The organism is Massilia sp. DD77, from assembly GCF_036961685.1.
In the GTDB taxonomy this organism is placed as follows: Bacteria; Pseudomonadota; Gammaproteobacteria; order Burkholderiales; family Burkholderiaceae_D; genus Telluria.
The window spans coordinates 105,529-125,772 of sequence record NZ_JBAMDH010000014.1 but is presented as its reverse complement, the minus strand read 5'-3'; the positions used below and the strand labels follow the sequence as shown (position 1 = coordinate 125,772).

At 66.7% G+C, this 20,244-nt stretch carries 19 protein-coding genes; 11 read left to right on the top strand and 8 right to left on the bottom strand.

All coding sequences use genetic code 11. From position 1 onward, the window contains the following. Positions 1-87 precede the first annotated feature (87 nt). Complete coding sequence (locus V7778_RS10410; protein WP_335554890.1) at positions 88-1,050, top strand: diguanylate cyclase; 963 nt, start codon at positions 88-90, stop codon at positions 1,048-1,050. 66 nt (positions 1,051-1,116) lie between these two features. Beyond that, the gene (gene sbcB / locus V7778_RS10405; RefSeq protein WP_335554888.1) at positions 1,117-2,565 is read left to right on the top strand and encodes an exodeoxyribonuclease I; all 1,449 of its coding nucleotides are present in this window, start codon (positions 1,117-1,119) and stop codon (positions 2,563-2,565) included. Positions 2,566-2,915: 350 nt separating this feature from the next. Here the strand turns inward: sbcB and pyrF are convergent, their stop codons facing one another. Then, on the bottom strand, positions 2,916-3,737 hold the full coding sequence (pyrF, locus tag V7778_RS10400) for an orotidine-5'-phosphate decarboxylase (protein WP_335554886.1): 822 nt from the start codon (positions 3,735-3,737) through the stop codon (positions 2,916-2,918). 147 nt (positions 3,738-3,884) lie between these two features. On the opposite strand from pyrF, the gene V7778_RS10395 reads away from it, so the two are divergent. From V7778_RS10395 to V7778_RS10365, 7 genes are all read left to right on the top strand, one after another. Further along, the gene (locus V7778_RS10395; RefSeq protein ID WP_335554884.1) at positions 3,885-4,496 is read left to right on the top strand and encodes a LemA family protein; all 612 of its coding nucleotides are present in this window, start codon (positions 3,885-3,887) and stop codon (positions 4,494-4,496) included. 1 nt (position 4,497) lies between these two features. Further along, a complete protein-coding gene (locus V7778_RS10390; protein ID WP_335554882.1) occupies positions 4,498-5,349 on the top strand; it encodes a TPM domain-containing protein in 852 nt (283 codons plus the stop codon). After that, on the top strand, positions 5,349-5,858 hold the full coding sequence (locus V7778_RS10385; RefSeq protein WP_335554881.1) for a TPM domain-containing protein: 510 nt from the start codon (positions 5,349-5,351) through the stop codon (positions 5,856-5,858). The genes V7778_RS10390 and V7778_RS10385 overlap by 1 nt, the downstream gene beginning before the upstream one ends. Before the next feature lie 49 nt (positions 5,859-5,907). After that, entirely contained in the window at positions 5,908-6,675 is a 768-nt protein-coding gene (locus V7778_RS10380) for an SDR family NAD(P)-dependent oxidoreductase (RefSeq protein WP_335554879.1), read from the top strand. A gap of 652 nt (positions 6,676-7,327) precedes the next feature. Further along, on the top strand, positions 7,328-7,726 hold the full coding sequence (locus tag V7778_RS10375) for a hypothetical protein (protein ID WP_335554876.1): 399 nt from the start codon (positions 7,328-7,330) through the stop codon (positions 7,724-7,726). Positions 7,727-7,801: 75 nt separating this feature from the next. Continuing rightward, positions 7,802-8,209, top strand: coding sequence for a VanZ family protein (locus V7778_RS10370; protein ID WP_335554874.1), 408 nt, complete (start codon positions 7,802-7,804; stop codon positions 8,207-8,209). A 160-nt stretch (positions 8,210-8,369) separates the two neighbouring features. Beyond that, a complete protein-coding gene (locus V7778_RS10365) occupies positions 8,370-8,882 on the top strand; it encodes a hypothetical protein (RefSeq protein WP_335554873.1) in 513 nt (170 codons plus the stop codon). A 213-nt stretch (positions 8,883-9,095) separates the two neighbouring features. Here V7778_RS10365 and V7778_RS10360 read toward each other — a convergent pair whose 3' ends face one another. The 5 genes from V7778_RS10360 to V7778_RS10340 all read right to left on the bottom strand — a co-directional run bounded on the left by V7778_RS10360 (position 9,096) and on the right by V7778_RS10340 (position 16,269). After that, complete coding sequence (locus V7778_RS10360; protein ID WP_229429153.1) at positions 9,096-10,928, bottom strand: glycoside hydrolase family 2 protein; 1,833 nt, start codon at positions 10,926-10,928, stop codon at positions 9,096-9,098. Beyond that, positions 10,915-12,012 carry a galactokinase gene (gene galK, locus V7778_RS10355; protein ID WP_335554870.1) on the bottom strand — a complete coding sequence of 366 codons (1,098 nt, stop codon included), beginning with the start codon at positions 12,010-12,012 and terminating at the stop codon, positions 10,915-10,917. Before galK ends, V7778_RS10360 begins: the two co-directional genes overlap by 14 nt. A gap of 2 nt (positions 12,013-12,014) precedes the next feature. Beyond that, entirely contained in the window at positions 12,015-13,106 is a 1,092-nt protein-coding gene (locus tag V7778_RS10350; RefSeq protein ID WP_335554868.1) for a M24 family metallopeptidase, read from the bottom strand. After that, on the bottom strand, positions 13,103-14,197 hold the full coding sequence (gene galT, locus V7778_RS10345; protein ID WP_335554866.1) for a galactose-1-phosphate uridylyltransferase: 1,095 nt from the start codon (positions 14,195-14,197) through the stop codon (positions 13,103-13,105). The genes V7778_RS10350 and galT overlap by 4 nt, the downstream gene beginning before the upstream one ends. Positions 14,198-14,754: 557 nt before the next feature. Next, positions 14,755-16,269, bottom strand: coding sequence for a dipeptidase (locus tag V7778_RS10340; protein ID WP_335554864.1), 1,515 nt, complete (start codon positions 16,267-16,269; stop codon positions 14,755-14,757). A 252-nt stretch (positions 16,270-16,521) separates the two neighbouring features. Between V7778_RS10340 and V7778_RS10335 the strand changes: the two genes are divergently transcribed. Then, the gene (locus V7778_RS10335; RefSeq protein WP_335554861.1) at positions 16,522-17,388 is read left to right on the top strand and encodes a pirin family protein; all 867 of its coding nucleotides are present in this window, start codon (positions 16,522-16,524) and stop codon (positions 17,386-17,388) included. Here the strand turns inward: V7778_RS10335 and V7778_RS10330 are convergent. Further along, complete coding sequence (locus V7778_RS10330; protein ID WP_335554859.1) at positions 17,374-17,763, bottom strand: hypothetical protein; 390 nt, start codon at positions 17,761-17,763, stop codon at positions 17,374-17,376. The genes V7778_RS10335 and V7778_RS10330 overlap by 15 nt on opposite strands. A gap of 550 nt (positions 17,764-18,313) precedes the next feature. Here V7778_RS10330 and V7778_RS10325 point away from each other — a divergent pair. Further along, positions 18,314-19,339: an asparaginase gene (locus V7778_RS10325; RefSeq protein ID WP_335554858.1), complete on the top strand. Its 1,026-nt coding sequence runs from the start codon at positions 18,314-18,316 to the stop codon at positions 19,337-19,339. Between the two features lie 3 nt (positions 19,340-19,342). Here V7778_RS10325 and V7778_RS10320 read toward each other — a convergent pair whose 3' ends face one another. Further along, on the bottom strand, positions 19,343-20,200 hold the full coding sequence (locus V7778_RS10320) for a hypothetical protein (protein WP_335554855.1): 858 nt from the start codon (positions 20,198-20,200) through the stop codon (positions 19,343-19,345). Between the last annotated feature and the right edge of the window lie 44 nt (positions 20,201-20,244).

The following is a 20,244-nucleotide window of genomic DNA, read 5'->3' as shown; positions in this document are numbered from 1 at the left end:
TGTTTATGAAACGCCACCCACCGCAGCGCAGTTGCAATGCGTTATTATTCCTTGATTGTAAGGACGTCTAGACAGCTCGAGGATCACTTGGAACACATCGGCACCTTCGGTGCTTCCCGCTACACCGCCCGCGACCTGCAGTTGTTCCGCGGCGAATTCGATCCCGCCGTGGCCGCCGCATTGGCATCCTGCGCGGTGGTGCGGGCGGCGCGCGGCCGCCGCATCGCCGACGGCGGCCGGGCGCGGCTGTATATCGTGCTGTCCGGCCAGCTGGAAGTCGCGCCCGACGCCCATGCGGGCGACGACAGCGGCACCAGCCGCATCCTGCCGGGCGAGAGCGCGGGCGAACAGGCGGTACTGGACGACGCCGTCAACCTGGCCGCCATGACCGCGGTCGAGGACAGCGAACTCCTGATCGTCGAGCCGGAACTGGTGTGGGAACTGATCGACCGCTCCAACGTCCTGGCGCGCAACCTGCTGCGCCTGCTGTCCTTCCGCATCCGCGCCGCCAACGCCCTCCTGCGCCGGCGCCAGAAGCTGGGCGAGTTCTACCGCCAGCTCTCGCTCAACGACGGCCTGACCGGCCTGTACAACCGCGCCTGGCTGAACGAGATGCTGCCCAAGCTGGTGGCGCGCGCCAGCCAGGACGGCAGCCCGCTGTCGCTGGTGATGATCGACCTCGACCACTTCAAGCGCTTCAACGACACCCACGGCCACGTGGCCGGCGACGCCGCCTTGGCCACCGCCGCCAGCGTGATCCGCAGCGCGCTGCGTCCTTCCGACTTTGCCGTGCGCTATGGTGGCGAGGAAATGATGGCGGTGCTGCCGGATACCAGCGCCCAGCTTGCCACCATGGTGGCCGAGCGCCTGTGCCAGCGCCTGCGCGAAGCGGTGGTATTCCCGGACATGCGCCTGCCCCTGCCCCACATGACCGGTTCCTTCGGCGTCGCCAGCCTCGCGCCGGGCGAGGACGAGCGCGCCTTGGTCGCCACCGCCGATGCCGCGCTCTACCGCGCCAAGGAAGCCGGCCGCGACCGGGTATGCTTCTGACCGGCTGACGGCGCGCGCGAACTGTGCCACCATGGCGCCGGACCGCACAACACAACAAGAACACGCATGAGCACGCATACTTTTCTCTGGCACGACTACGAAACCTTTGGCGCCACGCCGCGCCGCGACCGCCCGGCCCAGTTCGCCGCCATCCGCACGGATGCCGAGCTGAACGAGATCGGCGAGCCGATCATGCTGTACTGCCAGCCGGCCAACGATTTCCTGCCCGACCCGCAGTCCTGCCTGATCACCGGCATCACGCCCCAGCATTGTTTGGAACAAGGCGTGCCCGAGCACGAATTCGCGCAGGCCATCGAAGCCGCCTTCAGCGAACCGGGCACGGTCGGCGTCGGCTACAACACGATCCGCTTCGACGACGAGGTGACCCGCTTCCTGTTCTGGCGCAACCTGATCGACCCTTACGCGCGCGAGTGGCAGAACAATTGCGGGCGCTGGGACCTGCTCGACGTGGTGCGCATGGTGTACGCGTTGCGCCCCGAGGGCATCGAGTGGCCGCGCCGCGAGGACGGCAAGCCAAGCTTCCGCCTGGAGCACTTGACCGCCGCCAACGGCCTGTCGCACGACGCCGCGCACGACGCCTTGTCCGACGTGCGCGCCACCATCGCGCTGGCGCGCCTGATCCGCGCCAAGCAGCCGCGTCTGTTCGACTTCTGCCTGGAACTGCGCCGCAAGGACCGGGTGGCGGCCGAGATGGGGCTGCACCTGGACCCGTCCCAGCGCCAGCCCTTCCTGCACGTCTCGGGCATGTTCCCGGTGGAGTATGGCTGCCTGGGCCTGGTCTGGCCCCTGGCCCAGCATCCGACCAACAAGAACGAGATCCTGGTCTGGGACTGCCGCCACGACCCGTCCGAGCTGTTCACGCTCGACGTGGAGACGATCCGCACCCGCATGTTTACGCGCAGCGCCGACATGCCCGAGGGGATGACGCGCCTGCCGATCAAGAGCGTGCACCTGAACAAGTCGCCGATGCTGGTCGGGAACCTCAAGACCCTGAGTCCGGCCCTGGCGGCCCGCTGGGAGATCGACCTGGAGCGCGGCCGCGCGCATGCCGCGCTGGCGGCCGGCGGGCGCGACATGAAGGCCGTGTGGGCGCAGGTATTCCAGAAGCCCGCGTCGGCGGCCGAGGTGGACGTGGACGAGGACCTGTACGGCGGCTTTGTCAGCACCGGCGACCGCCGCAAGCTGGAATCGCTGCGCCGGGAATCACCGGCGGCGCTGGCGGGCCAGCGTCCCAGCTTCGAGGACGAGCGCCTGAGCGAACTGCTGTTCCGCTACCGCGCCCGCAACTTCCCGCAGACCTTGTCGGAGCAGGAGCAGCAGCGCTGGGAAGACCACCGCGCTGCGCGCCTGTTCGACGGGGCGGCGGGAGCCAGGACGGTGGACCAGCTGTTCGGGGAGATCGATGCGCTGTCGGAGACGGCCGATGAGCGGGCCGAGGAGATCCTGGGGGCGCTGTATGATTATGTGGAGATGGTGGCGCCGGCGAGGTACTGATCCAGGTAGTGGCTGTTCAACGAACTCGGGTCCCCGCCTTCGCGCACTGCTGTCCGGGATAAGCGATACCTCTGCCTTTGCAGAGGGTTTGTAGCAGAATTAGCAATATTTGTGCTGCCGGGAGCAAATTTTAACCGTTAGCTCGTCATACGCGCCACCGGCGCCTACGACTTCCCGCGAAGGCGGGAACCCAAGTTCGTTGCAGGTTGTTAACGTTTGTTGTAGCTACTCACGCAAACTTGGGTCCCCGCCTTCGCGGGGATGACGATTTTCAGCTAGGTGAAATTATCCCGGACAGCAGTGCGCCTTCGCGGGGACCCAAGTTCCGTCGTGGCACCTCTCACACTGGATCAGCCCCGCGCCGCATTGATCGCATCCCGCGTTTCCATCGCCACCCTCCTCGCCGCCGCCGCGAAGTCTTCACCCGCCAGCGGCTGCGCATACAGGATCGCCCGCGACGAATTGATCATCATCCCGGCCCCATCCGCCGTGCGCCCCGCCTTGACGGTCGCCTCCACGTCCCCGCCCTGCGCGCCGACGCCAGGAATGAGCAGCGGCATGTCCCCCACCAGCTTGCGTACCTGCGCGATCTCTTCCGGGAAGGTCGCCCCCACCACCAGCGCGCACTGTCCGTTGCGGTTCCATTTCTCGGCCACCAGGCGCGCCACGTGCTGGTACAGCGGCTGCCCGCCCACGTCCAGGAACTGCAGGTCCGAGCCGCCCGCGTTCGAGGTGCGGCACAGCACGATCACGCCGCGGTCCGCCCAGTCCATGTAGGGCTCGACCGAATCGAAGCCCATGTAAGGATTCACGGTCACCGCATCCGCGCCATAACGGTCGAAGGCTTCGCGCGCGTACTGATGCGCGGTGGCGCCGATGTCGCCGCGCTTGGCGTCCAGCACCAGCGGGATGTGCGGATAGGTCGTGCGCAGGTAGCGGCAGATTTCCTCCAGCTGGTCCTCGGCGCCCAGCGCCGCGAAGTAGGCGATCTGCGGCTTGAAGGCGCAGGCCAGGTCGGCGGTGGCGTCGATGATGGCCTTGCAGAACTGGACGATGGCGTCCGGCTGGCCCTGCAAGTGGGCTGGAAAGCGCGACAGATCCGGATCCAGCCCGACGCACAGCAGCGAATTGTTGCGGGTCCAAGCTGCGGAAAGTTTATTGATGAAATTCACGTCGGGCCTCTTGTTGGGATGTCATTGCAAACCCAATATTGTACCCGGCAGCCATCGCGGCTTCATCCGCAGACGGCAGGACGCGCCAGCCTGTGTTTGTTTCATGTATATTTTGACTATTCAACAACTTGTATGGACAAAGCCATCATGACGCACTCCCTCCTTTCCCGCTGGACCCGGTTCCTCGGCCTTCTCGTGATGGCCGGCACCCTGCTCACCGGCTGCGGCTATAACGATTTCCAGACCAAGGACGAAGCCACCAAGGCGGCCTGGGGCGAAGTGGTGAACCAGTACCAGCGCCGCGCCGACCTGATTCCGAACCTGGTCAATACCGTCAAGGGCTATGCCTCGCACGAGCGCGAAACCCTCGAGGCCGTGACGCGCGCCCGGGCCGCCGCGACCAGCTTCCAGATCACGCCCGAAGTGCTGAACAACCCGGAAGCCTTCCAGAAGTTCCAGCAGGTGCAAGGCGAACTGTCCGGCGCCCTGTCGCGCCTGATGGCCGTGTCCGAGAAATACCCGGACCTGAAGGCCGACACCAGCTTCCGCGACCTGCAGTCGCAGCTGGAAGGCACGGAAAACCGCATCACCGTGGCGCGCCAGCGCTACATCGCGGCGGTGCAAGACTACAACGTCACGGTGCGCAAGTTCCCGAACAACCTCACCGCCATGGTGTTCGGCTACGAGACCAAGCCTTCGTTCACCGTCGAGAACGAAAAAGCGATCTCGACCGCGCCAACCGTGGACTTCGGCAAGTAAGATGCGAAGCCCGCTGCGCACCGTCCGGGCCCTGGCCCATCTCTTGGCACTGGCGTTGATGCTGGCGCTGGCCGGCCCGGCCTTCGCGCAGCTCAAGGAAGTGCCGCCGCTGGGCGCACGCGTCACCGACCAGGCCGGCATGCTGGATGCGACCCAGCGCCAGCGCCTGGAAGCGGTACTGGCCGAGTACGAGACCAAGACCGGGAGCCAGATCGTGGTCCTGCTGGTCAAATCCACGGAACCGGAAGCGATCGAACAGTACGGCATCCGCGTCGCCGACGCCTGGAAGCTGGGCCGCAAGGGCGTGGACGACGGCGTGCTGCTGCTGGTGGCGCGCGACAACCCGAGCGCGCTGCGGCGCCTGCGCATCGAGGCCGGCCGCGGCGTGCAAGGTGTGCTTACCGATGCGCAATCGAAACGCATCCTGCAGGACGTGATCGCCCCGCACTTCCGCCAGAACCATTATTACGAGGGCCTGGTGGCCGGCGCGGGCGCCATCGCCACCCTGCTCGACAAGGAAGCCTTCCCCGCACCGCCGCAGCAACAGCTGCCGCAGCGCCAGGCGGCGGACGATGGCGGCGGCTTCTCGCTGTTCGGCATCATGGCGATCGTGTTCGGCTTCATGCTGCTGCGTTCGATGTTCCGCCCGCGCCGCCGCTCGCGCCTGGCGCCGGGCTGGGGTCATAGCGGCCTGGGCAGCGCCACGACCGGCTTCATCCTCGGCAACATCATTGGCGGCATGGGCCGCGGCGGCGGCGGCGGGGGATTCGGCGGCGGCGGTGGTTTCGGGGGCGGCGGATTTTCCGGCGGCGGAGGCAGTTTCGACGGCGGCGGCGCTTCGGGAGATTGGTAATGAGCTTTGGAGAAAAACTGAGCCGGGCATGGCGCCACCTCAGCAGCAGCAAGGCCGAGGCCAAGCGCGCCTTCCCCGACGACACCCTGAAGGCGATCGCCGACGCCATCACGGCAGGCGAGCAGACCCACCGCGGCGAAGTGCGCCTGGTGGTCGAACGCGCCCTGCCCTTCGACTGCGCCTGGGACGGCGTCACCAACCGCCAGCGCGCCATCGCCCTGTTCGCCGACTGCGGCGTGTGGGACACCGAGGACAATTGCGGCGTGCTGATCTACGTGAACCTGGCCGAGCACAAGGTCGACATCGTGGCCGACCGCGGTATCGACCGCAAGATCGACCACGCCACCTGGCAGGCCGTCTGCCGCACGATGACGGACGGTTTTAAGCAGGGCAAGTTCCACGAAGCTAGCCTGGACGCCATCGGCCAGGTCAACGCGCTGCTGCGCCAGCATTTCCCTGCCGAGGGCGCCCGGCCGAACGAATTGCCTGACAAGCCGCTGATGCTCTGAAGTGTCTACTATGTACAATGGCGGCTTTCCGACACTGCGAAAGGCCGCCATGAAACTCCAACAGAAGATCGCCATCGTCACCGGGGCCAGCCAGGGTATCGGGCTGGCCTGCGCCCAGCGCCTGGTGCAGGAAGGCGCGCGCGTCATGCTGGCCGACCTGCGCCCGGAAGGCGCCGAGGCCGCCGCCCGGCTGGGCGACGCTGCGCGCTTCTTCCGCGCCGACGTCAGCCAGAAGGCCGAGGTCGACGCCTTGCTGCAGGCCACCCTGGACGCTTTTGGGCGCGTCGACGTCCTGGTCAATAATGCCGGCGTGACCCACGCCGCGGACTTTCTCGACCTGCAGGAGGAAGACTTCGACCGCGTGCTGCGCATCAATCTGAAATCCATGTTCCTGTGCAGCCAGGCCGTGGCGCGCGAGATGGTGAAGCGCGGCGAAGGCGGCTGCATCATCAACATGTCCAGCGTCAACGCCGAGCTGACCATCCCGAACCAGGTGCCCTATGTCGTGTCCAAAGGCGGCGTCAACCAGCTGACCCGCGTCGCCTCGATCAGCCTGGCCCAGTACGGCATCCGCGTGAACGCCATTGGCCCCGGCACGATCCTGACCGAACTGGCCAAGCAGGCCGTGCTCGGCAGCCCGGAGGCGCGCCGCACCATCCTGTCGCGCACCCCGCTGGGGCGCTGTGGCGAGCCGGAGGAAATCGCCTCGATCTGCGCTTTCCTGGCCAGCGAGGATGCTTCCTACATGACCGGGCAGACCCTGTACGCCGACGGCGGCCGGATGGCGCTGAACTACACGGTGCCGGTACGCGAGTAGGAAAATATGGAGGAGCGTGGGTAGGCGCGTGTGAGGTGCCTGTAAGATATTTCCGAATCGAATGTCTGGTATCCGTATTCTAAATTGGACGCATATTCGGCGACGCAACATAATGGCACCTGTCTCCACTATTCTCCTCCAAGAAAATAGTCTTCAAGCCCGCGCAATGCGGGCTTTTTTTTGCTCTGGCGTGTGGCCAAGCCGATGAGGCTGGGTTGCGCAGCGTGTTTTTCCAACGCGGTGGATGGCCGCCACGTCCTGCATTCCTGGGCCTCGTACCCTGCTCGAGCGCGTCGGCGGCGTAGCCGCCAAGCCTACGGGTGCGGCTGCCGGCAATGGGTCCCCGACCGCCCTCACAGCTCGACCGTATACCTTAGATTTGGTTCTCGTCGACTTCCGCACGTTTGATGCTGGTCATGGATTGGTCACAATCCATCCCTATACTTGAACTCACCTGCAGTACACGCAACCGATATGCGTGATTGCAGCAGGTGTGGTGCGCCAGGGGCGCAGCACACCAACCGCTTACGCGTCTCTTGGCCCGATCTTGGGTTGTGCCCGCCGTTTGCTGGCGGGCATTTTTTTCTGCTGATGAGAAACATGCGGAAAAAAAGTTGCGGTATAGCTTGAAGCCGCTCCCGATTTGGCTATCATGAAGCTCGCCCTCCCGATTCTCTCATCAGTAGCAGACAGGAACGGCGTCGACGAAACGATACAGGGAGCTTGTCCTATGAATCTACGTGCCACCCACACCCCATCGCCTTCGCCCGGAAACGACCCTACGCCTGGCCGGCGCCATCACCAGGCTGGCGATCTCATCCTTAGTGAACTGAATCCGCATGTCGTGGTCGACCAGCTCGACGGCGACACTGTGCCACTCAATTTGCTGACCTTCGGCAACGTGCGCGAAGTCTGCCCGAAGTGCCGGCACACCCATCTCAAGCTCGTGCTGCGCCAGAGCAGCGTGCGCATGGCCCATCTGTTCTGCGCGGACTGCGAAGCCTGCTTCGACGCCCACTACGATAACGGCGTTTCCGCACTGACTATTTGAGTGCTGGCAGCGTGGGCAACAGGCTGGACGGCGTGCTAAGCTAGGCGTTTTATTGTCCTGCCCGCCACGCCCGCCATGCCTGCCCTGCCTGCCCTGCTCCCGTTCCTGCACGATCCGAAGTACCGGCTTGCCTTCCGCTCGATCGCGCTCGTCCTGTTTGCCGGCGTGGTCATCGCCGGCTCCATCCCGGGCGCCCGCGCCGAGGTCGGCCTGTACCTGACGGGCCTGGTGCTGCACGGCCTGACCTATGCTTTCCTGGCGATCCTGTGGTTCCTGGGCAGCAGCGGCAACACCGCCGCCCGCGCGCTCAAGGCCGTGCTGGCGATCGCCCTGATGGGCGCCTTCGACGAAATGGTGCAGAGCTTCCTGCCCTACCGCTCGGGCGACATCCGCGACTGGATGATCGACGTGAGCGCCGCCACCATCGCTTCCACTCTCCTCGCCGTCTGCCTGCCGAAGGCCGCAGCCGTACCACAACAGTGATCCGGATGCGCGGACCGAGTTCCGTGCGTTCGCCTTCTTCTTGATCCAGTCCCGCTCCAACCCGAGCCAGCTGGAACGCCTGCCGAGTTCGTGCCTCTTAACAGCGTGGCACGCTGCATCGTCACGCACCCACTGAACCCAAAGAACAAGGAGCAAGATCATGAATGGAAGACAACAGAGCGTGGTCCTGGCGGGCATGCTGGCGGTGGCGCTGGCCCTGTCCGGCTGCAAGGGCATGCAGAGCAGCGATGCGGCCGGCGAGACCGGCGGCGGCACCCTGGGCAGCTCGACCGCCAGCGCCCAGGCGGGTGCTGGCGACAAGGGCGACTACGGCGCCGGCACCAGCGGTAGCCCGGGCAGCAGCGGGGCCATGGGCGCGAGCGGCAGCAGCGGCGCCACCGGCAGCAGCGGACAAGCCCAGGCCGAGCTCAAGCAAGGCGCCATGAGGACGCCGAACAGCACCGTGCTGGCCATCGAGACCGTGCCCAGGGCGGCCGCCGCCACCGGCGCCGCCGGCAGCAGCGGCGCGGCCGGTGCCACCGGTTCCAGCGAGGCCTACCGCATCACCGTGCGCATGGACGACGGCAGCACCCAGGTGCTCACCCAGGACAGCATTCCCGACTTCCGCAGCGGCGACCGGGTGCACGTGGACGGCGGCGCCATCCACCGTTAGCGCTCGGCAGCGTGCATCCGTCCGGTCAAGCCAGGCGGCCGCGCCCCCTCGCTGCGCAAGGTACAAGGGCCCCGCCTGCCGCCGACGAAGGTCGTACGACAGACGGGGCCGTTCTAGGTGGCCGTGGGTCACCCCGCGCCTCCGCGCATGCCTCCGCTCATCCCTCCGCTCATGCCTCCGGGCGCGGCAAGGGGCCGCGAGGGCCCCGGCCGTTCAGGGATGCGACTGCGTCCCCGCCGGCATGGCCGGATCGCCCGTTTCCTCCGGATCGCGCGGCTGCAGGCTGACGTTGCGCGTGGCCGCGCTGATGATTTCCAGCGGCAGCTTCGGCGTGCGGTCCGCGTTCAGCAGCCCGTTCGCCTCCTGGAAGGTGTCGGTGAACTGGGTGTAGCAGAAACCACTGAACATGAAGGTTTCGTTCACCACCTGCAGCAGGCGCCGGTACGAGACCAGGAAGCTTTCCGAGGTGTGCGCGCGGGTGTAGCCCCAGGTGGTCTTGTCCGCTTCCGGATCCTGCTTCTGGTCGTAGGCGATGCCGCCGAACTCGGTCAGCACGATCGGCTGGCCGCGGTGCGGGAAGCCGTCCAGGGTCAGGATGCGGCCGCCCGGACGCCGTTGATCGAACAGGGTGCGCACCGGATCGGTGACCGCATAGCGCGCCTGCAGCTTTTCCGGATCGGCATCGTAGTCGTGGATGCCGAGGATGTCGGTGGCCGAGGCTTCCCAGCCGTCGTTACCGATCACCGGGCGCGTGGAATCGAGGGTGCGCGTCAGGTGGTACAAGGCCTCCACCGCGTTGCGGTGGGCCTGGGTCAGGGTCAGGTTCGGTACGCCCCAGGACTCGTTGAAGGCCACCCACACGATGATGCAGGGATGGCTGTAGTCGCGCTGGATCGCCTCGGTCCATTCGCGCACCATGCGCGTGATGGCCCGCGAGCTGAAGCGGTAGGCCGAGGGCATCTCTTCCCACACCAGCAGGCCCAGGCGGTCGGCCCAGTACAGGAAGCGCGGGTCTTCGATTTTCTGGTGCTTGCGCACGCCGTTGAAGCCCATCAGCTTGACCAGTTCGACGTCGCGCTTCAGGTGCTGGTCGGAGGGCGCCGTCATGAAGGATTCCGGCCAGTAGCCCTGGTCGAGCACCAGGCGCAGCTGGTAGGGACGGCCATTGAGCATGAAGCGGTCGCGGTTGATCGAGACCGAGCGCAGCGCCGTGTACGAGCGGATGCGGTCCAGCACCACGTCGCCACAGCGCAGGGTGACCTCGGCGTCGAGCAGGGTCGGGCGTTCCGGACTCCACAAGATCTCGTTGCGCGAATCGTCGATACCGGGGTCGGACAGCGCGATCTTGCGGTTCGCCTCGCCGGCCAGCAGCTTGTAGTAATCGTCCGCAAGCAATTGCTCGCCGTGCCAGATCTTGACCTCGACGAACAGTTCCTGCTGGATGTCGCCGGCGGCAAACACCTCGCAGCCGATCTCGTAGGTTTCGAAGATCGGGGTCCAGCGCAGCGAGGCGATGTAGGTCTGGGCCACCTGTTCCACCCACACGGTCTGCCAGATCCCGGTGGTGCGCGGATACCAGATCGAATGCGGTTCGAGCAGCCAGTCCTGCTTGCCGCGCGGCTTGGCCAGGTCGGCCGGGTCGTCCTCGACCCACACGGTGACGGTCTGCTTGCCGTCGGCCTTCATGGCGCCGGTGATGTCCGCCGAGAACGGGGTATGCCCGCCCTCGTGCTCGGCCACCAGCTGGCCATTGACCCACACCCGCGCGATGTAGTCGACCGCGCCGAAATGCAGGATGGTGCGGGAGCCGTTGGGCATCATCTCGAAGTCGCGCTCGTACCAGACCACCCGGTGGAAACCGGTGTCCTGGATGCCGCTCATTTCGGTTTCCACCGCGAAGGGCACGGTGATCTCATGGGTCCATTCGGCGACGCCTTCCGGCATGCTGTAGCGGCCTTCGTCGTCGAAGCAGAAGCGCCACTTGCCGTTCAGGTTCAGCCACTGGTCGCGCACCAGCTGGGGACGGGGATATTCAAACTGATTCATTGTTGTCCTTTCTGTCAGTCGGAACCGGAACCAGGATCCGGCCCTGTCGTCCATGCTTGTTGTAGGCCGCCAGCGCGATGGCGGCGGCTTCTTGCGCCTGTCCGGCCCGGCACAGGGCCACGCAGGCGCCGCCGAAACCGGCGCCGGTCAGGCGCGCCCCGAGCACGCCCGGCGCCGCGCGCAAGGCAGCGCACAGCTCGTCGAGCTCGGGGATCGATACTTCGTAGTCGTCGCGCAGGCTGAAGTGCGACGCATTCATCAGTTCGCCGAAGCGCTCGGCGCTCACGCCGCCGGCGGCTTCCAGCACGCGCAGGTTTTCCTGCACCACGTGGCGCGCCCGCTCGCGCAGCGGCGACGGCAGGCCTTCCACGGAGCCGGGGTCGGTGACGTCGCGCAGCGCCGGCACGCCCAGCCTGCGCGCCGCTTCCTCGCACTCGGCGCGGCGCTCGTTGTACTTGCTGGCCGCCAGCTTGCGCGCCACGCCCGAGTCGATCACGATCACTTCGGCATCCGGCGGCAGCGGCACCAGCCGGTGCTCGAGCGAACGGGCGTCGATGAAGAGCATGGTTTCCTGGTCGGCCAGGCTGGACGCCATCTGGTCCATGATCCCGCAATTCACGTGCGCGTACTCGATCTCGGCGCGCTGGGCGATCTGCGCCAGCCTGACGTCGTCGAGCTCGAAGCCGAGCAGCGCGCGCAGCGCGCGCAGGGTCGCCACCTCCAGCGCGGCCGAGGACGACAGGCCGGAGCCGACCGGCAGGTTGGTCTCGACATAAATGCGCAGCGGCGGCACCTCGATGCCCTCGGCCTGCACCAGGCGGATGCAGCCTTCGATATAGCTGCCGTAGCCCTGCGGCGCGCTGCCGTCGCGGGCGAAGGTGACGGTCGCGTCGAAGGTCGGCGAATAGAAGTGGAAATGGTCGTCGCCGCTGCGGCTCATCGCCACCAGCGTGCGCTGCGGCGTGGCGGCCGGTAGCATGAAGCCGTCGTTGTAATCGGTGTGCTCGCCCAGCAGGTTGACACGTCCGGGGGCCGAGGCGTTCACCTCGGGCGCGCCGCCAAAAAAGGTGTCAGTCGTAAGCATCGTTATTGCGCCTCCAGCCAAAGCGGCCGCTTGCGGCCATGTACGTCCAGCGCCGGCCAGGCCGGGTCGAACGTGAGATTCTCGAGCCCGTCGGGGCCGAGCAGGAAAGTGTCTTCGATTTTCAGGCCCTCGAAGCTGGGGTTGAACGCGAACGCCATGCCGGGCTCCAGCTGGGTGGCGGTACTGGCGGTGGCGACGATCTCGCGCGCCAGGTAGCCGGTGATGCCACCCTGGTGGTGCTCGCGGATCGCCTCGTCGCGGTCGGCGTGGCGGTAGGCCTGGGCCAGCGCGTGGTACACGGCCGACAGCGACTTGCCCGGCACCACCGACGCCAGGCCGGTCGCCTCCACGTCCATCAGCGCGCGCTGCGCCTCGGGCGCGGCGCCGAAGCTGACGAAGCGGGTCAGGTTCGCGTACAGGCCGTGGCGGCGCGCGCAGAACACCAGCATCGCGTGCTTGCCGATGCGTTCGTGCGACGGCGTCGGGTGGCGGTACAGCGGCAGGCGCCGTTCGCCGGCCGCCAGTACCAGGGCCGGATGGATGCCGCGCCGCCACAGGGCGTCGGCGCCGGCGCCGGCCAGCTCATACTCGGTCCAGTCCGGATGCGCACGCTGCAGCACCTCGCTCATCGCCTCGGCCGCCTCGCGCCCCAGGGCGCGATAGCGGTCCTGTTCCGCCGGCCCGAGCACCATGCGGCGCTGGCGCAGGCCGAGCGGCAGCGGCTGATCGCCGTTCGCCGGACGGTCCGACAGCACCGCGCGGCCGCCGGCGGCGTTCGCCACGAAACGGGCGCGCAGCTCGGGCTCGGCCCAGGGCTCGATGTGGAAAGTGAAACCCGGCGGCACTTCCTCGTTGCGCAGGCGCTCGGCCTCGATCTCGTCGGTGAGCACACAGGCTTCGTCATCCGTCACCAGCACCTCGGCCACGCCGGTCTCGGCGGCATGCAGCACCGCGCTCGACCCGCCCCCGGTGATCCAGGCGAACCAGTCCATGCCGCGCAGCCGGATGGCGCCGGCGCCCGCCTGCTGGAGCGCGGCGCGCAGCACGGCCAGCTTGTCGCTGACCTCGGCGGTGCGCGCTTGTGCGCCCATCATTCGGCGTCCTCCAGGTCGACCTCCACCTGCTGCAGCTCGTAAGCGGTGGTTTCGGGCAGGACGTCCATGGCGAACATGCCGGCCGCCAGCTCGGTGCCGGCCAGGTACTTGAGGCGGTCGCGCGTGCGGTAAGGCGGATAGAACTGGCAGTGCAACTGGGTTTCCGGATGCTCGGCGCCGTCGGTCGGCGCCTGGTACCAGGCCATCAGGTAAGGGAAAGGCCGGTTCCACAGATTCTCGAACTTGAGCAGCACGGTCTTGAGCGCGCGCGCCAGGCCGTCGCGCTGGGGCGGGCTCAGGGCGGCGAAGTCCTTGCACGGCGCGGTCGGCATCACCCAGACCTCGTAGGGATAGCGGGCGCAGGCCGGCACGAAGGCGATCGCATGCTCGTCCTGGTACAGCACGCGCTTGCCGTCGGCGGCTTCGTCGCGCGCCATGTCGCACAGCAGGCTGGTGCCGTGCTGCAGGAAGTATTCGCGCTCCTGGGCCAGCATGCGCGCCGGCACGGCGGGCACGAAGGGATAGGAATAGATCTGGCCGTGCGGGTGGTGCAGGGTCACGCCGACTTCGGCGCCGCGGTTCTCGAAGGGCAGCACGTAATGGATATGCGGCTGGCCGCCGATGCGCACGGTGCGGTCGCCCCAGACGGCCAGCAGCAGCGAGATGCGCGACAGCGGCAGGTGGGCCAGCCCGCGGTCCGGGCTTTGGGTGAACACCACCACCTCGCAATGGCCGTTGGCGGGCGCGGTCGGCACCGTCACGGTCGGCGGGTCGTGCGACTCCAGCGCCAGCGACGGGAAACGGTTGTCGAACACCGCGATCTCGTAGTCGCCGGCCGGCATCTCGGTCGGGTGCTCCGGGTCCCTGGTCGGCGCCAGCGGGTTGTATTGCGGCGGCGGCTGGTAGGTACGGTTCTGGCGGAAGGCCGCGTAGGTCACCCATTCGCCGCGTAGCGGATGCCAGCGCAGGTGCGGATTCGCATGCTGGGGTTCGGCGAAGGGACTGGGCGCGACGAGCCCCTCCGGAATCGGCTGGTTGCTGTAGAGAGTGAGATTGCGTCCGTCCGGTTTTTTGAGGTCTTTGCTATGCATGGCAATCAGTAAATTGTCGGTCACGTCCGGCGCGAACAGCACATCGAATCGGGCACGCTGAATCGAGGCATGCCGATCGATGCCCTCGCGAGTGAGAACCGATCCTAACATGCTGTTTTCGCCACATTTTCTGTACAGACACGAGGCATTTTCCGAGCGTCAATGACCCTGTCCGCAGAGTGCCTGCCCCCCTTCGTGCAACTGCTTGACTCTCCTAGGAGAACGCAGAAGGTAGCGCTAACACCACCCACCAGTGTAGTTCAATTCCTACGCGATGATTAGAAAAATTTACACATTTTGGCGAGCCAAACGCTTACAGGCTGAGCAGTGGCTCAGAAGCGGGTCTGCTGAGGTAGACAGGTCTGGAAGGAGGGAGAAACACAGAGGACCGGCCGCGCTGGCCGTAGGGAGGACCGGGGCGGGCAGCCGGCTCCGCCGTCCACGCGTTCGACCGGTGCATGCATCGGCATGAGGCGATTCGAACTGCGAGCGCTGCTTGAACGCGTCGACCTTCGTCATCCAAGCCATTGGCTTGGATGACCCCGTCCACCTGCCCGCTATTTCGCGAGTTCGACCAGCACCGCCGTGTACATCTGCAGGTTCAGCAGCAGCTGCTTGGTGGTGATGAACTCATGTTCCGAATGCCCGGTGTAGACCTTGCCCGGCATGGTCGGCCCGAAGCTGACGGCGTTCGGGAACAGGCGCGAGTTGGTGCCGCCGCCCACCGAGATCGGCTTCGGGTCCTTCATGCCGGTGAAGTACGAGAATACGCCCATCAGGGTCGGCAGCTGCGGTGGATTCTTCTGCATCCAGGGTTCGCCGATGCGCACCGTGATGTTCGCCAGCGGCAGGCGCCGGCCCTGCCACTGGGCCAGCGCCGCGTTGACCTCGCCCGTCAGCTGCTCGGTGCTCTTGCCCTGCGGCCGACGCATGTTGATCGAGACCTCGATGCCGTCGTCGCGCTGCTTGATGACGGTGGGTGCGAAGGTCATCGGCCCCATGAAGCCGTCGCGGTAGGCGATGTTGCCGAACTTCTCGCCGTGGATACCGGTGCCGACCATGTCGTTCAGGTAGTTCACCACGCCGCCGGCGGTGGTGTTGGGCCAGTCATGCACGGCCAGGGCATCCGCCAGCATGCTGATGGCGTTGACCCCGTCCTCCGGCTTCGAGGAGTGGGCCGACACGCCCTTGGCGTCCACCGCCAGGTTCTTGCCCTGCCACGCGAAGCCATAGCGCATGCCGTCCTGTTTCGCGGCACGTGCGCGGACCAGCTTTTCCAGTTCCGGCGTGGCGTTGGCGATCAGGGCCCGGGCGTCTTCCGGGATCTGGCTGCCGAAGAAGCCGCCGCCGAATTCCGCGATATGGGGCACGCCTTCCGGCACGGTGTCGGCCCCCTGCTTCGGGATGGTCACGGCCACGGTGCCGTAGCCCTTCTCGGCCGTCACCGCCGGATACTCGGCGTCGAGCGTGATGTTCATCTGCGGCGGTTCGTGGGTCTTGAGGAACTCCACCAGCGGTCCCCAGTCGGATTCCTCGCCCATGTACACATAGAGCTCGATGCGCTTGGACAGCGGCACCTGGCGGTCCTTGATCGCCTTCATCGCATACAGTGCGGTGGCGATCGGTCCCTTGTCGTCCTCGGCGCCGCGCGCCAGCAGCTTGCCCGGTTCGCTCGTGCGGTCCAGCACGAAGGGCGACTTCTTCCACTTGCCCGGGTCGACCGGCTGCACGTCGCCGTGGGTGATCACGCCCACGCGTTCCGTGCCCTTGCCCAGGCCCACGATCACGACCCATCCGTGGTCGACGTAGTCCAGGCCCAGGCGCTGGGCTTCCTGCTTGAGCGCGGTCTTGAAGGCGATGTGGACGGGGTTCCGGTCCGACGGGACTGTCGGGTCGGCCACCGTGTTGTAGCTGACCAGCCGGGCCAGCGTCTCGACGATGTCGTTGCGGTAGGTCGCGGCGGCGTACTTGGCGGCCTTGACGGCGGGCTCGCCGGGGGTGATGGCGGATGCGGCATGACCCGCCGCGGCGGTCGCCAGCAGCAGGCTGGCAAGCAGTGTTTTTCGAACCATGTGGCGCTTGTCTCCAGGGTGCATATTGCAAATTGCATAAGCGCAATGAGTCTAGCATAGGGGGCGTGCGCGCGTTGTCGGTGCTTCGCGTTATGGTGGCGGCATCCACCATCACTTCAGGGCACGTCGAAAAACCTGCTGCGCCTTGCATGCGCGATCTGCGATGCTCATCGTACGCCTGTACGATTGCGCTTCTCGACCGCAACTGCCGCCGCTCGCGACGGTTCTTCGACCCGCCCTTCCGGAGCCGACATGAGCGCCAAGACCATCCACCGCATCCACCCGGCGCAGCGCGACGACATCGGCGACCTGGTGACGCGCCGGCCGCTGCCGAACCCGCTGCTCGAGCAGCTCGATCCCTTCCTCTTCCTTAACCACCATGGACCGCAGACCTATCCGCCGCACAACCGCGGCCTGCCCTTCGGGCCGCACCCGCACCGAGGTTTCGAGACCGTGACCTTCATCGTCGAAGGCAGCCTGGCGCACCGCGACAACGCGGGCCACGAAAGCGTGATCCGTGCCGGCGGCGTGCAATGGATGACGGCCGGCAGCGGCATCGTGCATGCGGAGGTGTCGCCGCGCGACTTCCTCGCGCGGGGCGGCGCGGTCGAGATCCTGCAGCTATGGGTGAACCTGCCCTCGCGCCTGAAGATGAGCGCGCCGGCCTATACAGGCTTGCAGAGCGACGAGATCCCTGTCCTGGAACTGGACGAGGGCAAGCTTGCGATGCAGCTGATCGCGGGAGAATGGGAAGGCAGGCAGGGCGCCATCGCGTCCCTGACCGGTGTGTTCATGAGTACGCTCGACATGCGGGCAGGCGGACATGTTCGCGCCACCGTCCGGCCACCGCGCAGGGTCTTCCTGTATGTGGTGCGCGGAAGTATCGTCGTGGGCGGCCATGACGATCCCATCAGCGCATACCAACTTGTCGAGCTGGACGACGACGGTGACGCAGTGGAGCTGCGCACCGAGTCAGGCGCCCTGCTGCTGTTCGGCCATGCCGAACCGATTCGCGAGCCCGTGGTGGCGCACGGGCCTTTCGTCATGACCACCCGCGCCGAGATTGCGCAGGCGGTCGCCGATTACCAGGCGGGACGCTTCGGATCAGCGCTTGGCTAAGGCCAGGACTTTGCCGGCGGCAGTGCTGACCACGACTTCGTCGGGGATGCGGTCGCCGGTGAAGCTGAAGCGCACATCCTTGTCGACGGCCACGAACTTGTCCTTGCCCACGTGGATGATTTCCATCGGGCCGTCGCCGAGGTCGGCGGTGAGCACGCGGCTCTGGCCGTTGACGGTGCCGCTCACGGTCAGCACGCGCCCATCTTCCAGCCCATACTCACCCTGCACGCGGTCGAACATGAAGGGCTTCATGCGCACTTGCGCAGGCTGGCTGCCAACCACTTCGACGCGTTCGGTGCCGGCTTGCGGACCAGCGGCAGCGGAGAAGGACAAGACGGCGGCGCCGGCGAAGAGGACGAGTTGTTTGATGCGCATGATGTAGTTCCTTTCAGGTCGATTCTAAAAAACGGACCTGGCGGCAAAGCTTGCGATCGCAGGTCCCACGTTGTTCAGTTTCGCCAGCTGCTCACTGTGTTTGTCTGGCGATGTAGACAGTGTAGCCAGGCGCCGAATGCAAACAAGCGGAGTGAGACCGAAGCGCGAAATGGCGCGACGAATTGCGGAAAACGGGGACTAGACGGGAGGTGCATATGCGTGCACAGGCGCGATGTCTGCATGCGGTGCATACGCGTTTTCCGGCGTGTTTCGGGGATGCATACCGCAAGCTGTATATGCTTGTTCCAGCGCATGCCTTATTTTGTATAGGGCCCGTACCTAAAGGCTGCGTTGGCGATAGGCCTGGGATTGGCGGCTTCGCCGCCGACACGCTCAACGCACGCTTGCGTGATCGATCATGCGTCGCTTGAACCGCGTCGGCGGCAGAGCCGGCTGCGCGCCCCGGCCAACCCTACCATTGCGACCGTGCGTCTGCATGCGGCGCGATGCCGTAGAGTATCCGCACCGACTACTCATACAGCCTTGACCCATGCACCCAGTCCCCCTCGCCGCCACTACCCGCGGCTACGCCGACACCGGCTACACCATTGAAAATGTGCACGCCGGTTCGGTCGCCGTCGTCGACCTCCAGGGCCGCCTGCTGTGGCAGGCCGGCGATCCCCACTATCCGACCTTCACGCGCTCGGCGCTCAAGCCTTTCCAGGCCCTGCCCTTCATCCTGTCCGACGGTCCGTCGCGCTTCGGCCTGGCGCGCGAGGAGCTCGCGCTGCTGTGCGCCAGCCATTCCGGCGAAGAGCGCCACCTGGCCGGCGTGCGCTCCATCCTCGGCAAGATCGGGCTCGACGAGAGCCACCTCGAGTGCGGCTGCGCCACCCCGCTCTATTACGAAGCCGTTGGCCAGCCGGCGCCGCAGGACGGCAACTGGACCCCGCTGCACCACAACTGTTCCGGCAAGCACAGCGGCTTCCTGGCCTGGTGCCGCCTGCACGGCGCGCCGACTCGCGGCTATGTCGAGCGCGCCCATCCGCTGCAGCAGGCCATTCGCGACACCCTGGCGGACACCGTGGGCCTGCCGGCCGCGCAGATGGCGGTCGGGATCGACGGCTGCTCCGCGCCCAACTACGCCATGCCGCTGGCGCGCCTCGCGCACCTGTATGCACGCCTGGCGCAAGGCGCGGCCGATCCGCAGCTCGGCGGCGCAATGGGCATCCTGTGCGATGCGATGACGGGCCGGCCGGACATGGTGTCGGGCGAGGAACGCACCGACCTGTTCTGGATGACGGCCGGCGGCGGCGACTGGGTAGCGAAGATCGGCGCCGACGCGGTGCAGGCGATCGGCGTGCGCTCGGCCGGGATCGGGATCGCGGTCAAGATCCAGGACGGCGCCAGCCGCGCCCTCCATCCCGTCACCTACAGCGTGCTGGAACAGCTTGGTCTACTGAACGATGCGCGGCGCACCCTGCTGGAGCGCTACCGCCAGCCGTCCATCAAGAATGCGCGTGGCGCGGTGGCCGGCGACGTGCGGCCGCTATTGACGCTGCAGAGTGCGCGCTGAGCCTCAGGCCGCCAGCCGCCGCAGCATGGCCGCGATGGCGTCGAGCACGGTATCGTCTTGCCAGTAGAGATTGTGCGAGAGCGGATTCCAGCTCTTCAGCACCGTGTCCAGCACGCCGCCGCCGGCATTGATGGCGCGGTCCTCGACCAGGGCGCGGTAGCCGCCGGACAGCGGCTGCAGCGGCCAGCCGAGCGCGTCGTCCGGGTCGTAGAAGTTGATCCACTTGAACCGGCTGGCCGGCGGACGGATCGGGATGATGTGCATTTCCTTGTGGGCGGCGACGAAGATCGGGATGTTGCACCCGGTGGTGACCAGGCCGCCGCAGCTGCCCGCGGCCAGGAAGCTGCGCTCGCTCGCCGTCAGGGCGCGCCCGTAGGCCTGCTGCGCCCACAGGTCGATGTTGCGCCAGATGCCTGCGCCCACCGGCTTGGCCTCGGCCGCCTTCTGGGCGTCGTAGATGTAGCTCGACAGGACCTGGCAGCCCAGCGACTGCGCCAGGAACACGACCGGCATGCCGGGCCGCAGCGTGTGCGCGGACATCAAGGCGCGCGCGATCTCGCCCTGGGCCAGTTCGTACACCGAGCCCGGGATCTCCTTGCGGTTTTCCAGCCCGGCCGCGTCGCCGAAGCCGTACAGGACGAACTTGCGCAGGTCGTCGTAGCGCAGCGCGCTTTGCGACTTGGTGCGGTCCCAGACCAGCAGCTGGTTGTCCTGCAGGATCTTCTGGTAGTACACCGAGCGCATCACCACCTGGCCCGCCAGCGCGCCCAGGCGGGTGCGCAGGGCGTCCATCAGCGCGTCCGCGTAATTCGGCGGCGTCACCCCCATGCCGTGCACCGTGATCAAGGCCACTTGCGTCATGCTTCCTTCCCCATCCCGGCGCTGCGTCCGGCCATGGCGCTAGC

Excerpts from the sequence above, each read along its gene's own strand:
- sbcB (WP_335554888.1), top strand. The coding sequence starts at position 1,117 with ATGAGCACGCATACTTTTCTCTGGCACGACTACGAAACCTTTGGCGCC.
- V7778_RS10395 (WP_335554884.1), top strand. The coding sequence starts at position 3,885 with ATGACGCACTCCCTCCTTTCCCGCTGGACCCGGTTCCTCGGCCTTCTC.
- V7778_RS10390 (WP_335554882.1), top strand. The coding sequence starts at position 4,498 with ATGCGAAGCCCGCTGCGCACCGTCCGGGCCCTGGCCCATCTCTTGGCA.
- V7778_RS10385 (WP_335554881.1), top strand. The coding sequence starts at position 5,349 with ATGAGCTTTGGAGAAAAACTGAGCCGGGCATGGCGCCACCTCAGCAGC.
- V7778_RS10380 (WP_335554879.1), top strand. The coding sequence starts at position 5,908 with ATGAAACTCCAACAGAAGATCGCCATCGTCACCGGGGCCAGCCAGGGT.
- V7778_RS10375 (WP_335554876.1), top strand. The coding sequence starts at position 7,328 with ATGAAGCTCGCCCTCCCGATTCTCTCATCAGTAGCAGACAGGAACGGC.
- V7778_RS10370 (WP_335554874.1), top strand. The coding sequence starts at position 7,802 with ATGCCTGCCCTGCCTGCCCTGCTCCCGTTCCTGCACGATCCGAAGTAC.
- V7778_RS10365 (WP_335554873.1), top strand. The coding sequence starts at position 8,370 with ATGAATGGAAGACAACAGAGCGTGGTCCTGGCGGGCATGCTGGCGGTG.
- V7778_RS10360 (WP_229429153.1), bottom strand. The coding sequence starts at position 10,928 with ATGAATCAGTTTGAATATCCCCGTCCCCAGCTGGTGCGCGACCAGTGG.
- galK (WP_335554870.1), bottom strand. The coding sequence starts at position 12,012 with ATGCTTACGACTGACACCTTTTTTGGCGGCGCGCCCGAGGTGAACGCC.
- V7778_RS10350 (WP_335554868.1), bottom strand. The coding sequence starts at position 13,106 with ATGATGGGCGCACAAGCGCGCACCGCCGAGGTCAGCGACAAGCTGGCC.
- galT (WP_335554866.1), bottom strand. The coding sequence starts at position 14,197 with ATGCATAGCAAAGACCTCAAAAAACCGGACGGACGCAATCTCACTCTC.
- V7778_RS10340 (WP_335554864.1), bottom strand. The coding sequence starts at position 16,269 with ATGGTTCGAAAAACACTGCTTGCCAGCCTGCTGCTGGCGACCGCCGCG.
- V7778_RS10335 (WP_335554861.1), top strand. The coding sequence starts at position 16,522 with ATGAGCGCCAAGACCATCCACCGCATCCACCCGGCGCAGCGCGACGAC.
- V7778_RS10330 (WP_335554859.1), bottom strand. The coding sequence starts at position 17,763 with ATGCGCATCAAACAACTCGTCCTCTTCGCCGGCGCCGCCGTCTTGTCC.
- V7778_RS10325 (WP_335554858.1), top strand. The coding sequence starts at position 18,314 with ATGCACCCAGTCCCCCTCGCCGCCACTACCCGCGGCTACGCCGACACC.
- V7778_RS10320 (WP_335554855.1), bottom strand. The coding sequence starts at position 20,200 with ATGACGCAAGTGGCCTTGATCACGGTGCACGGCATGGGGGTGACGCCG.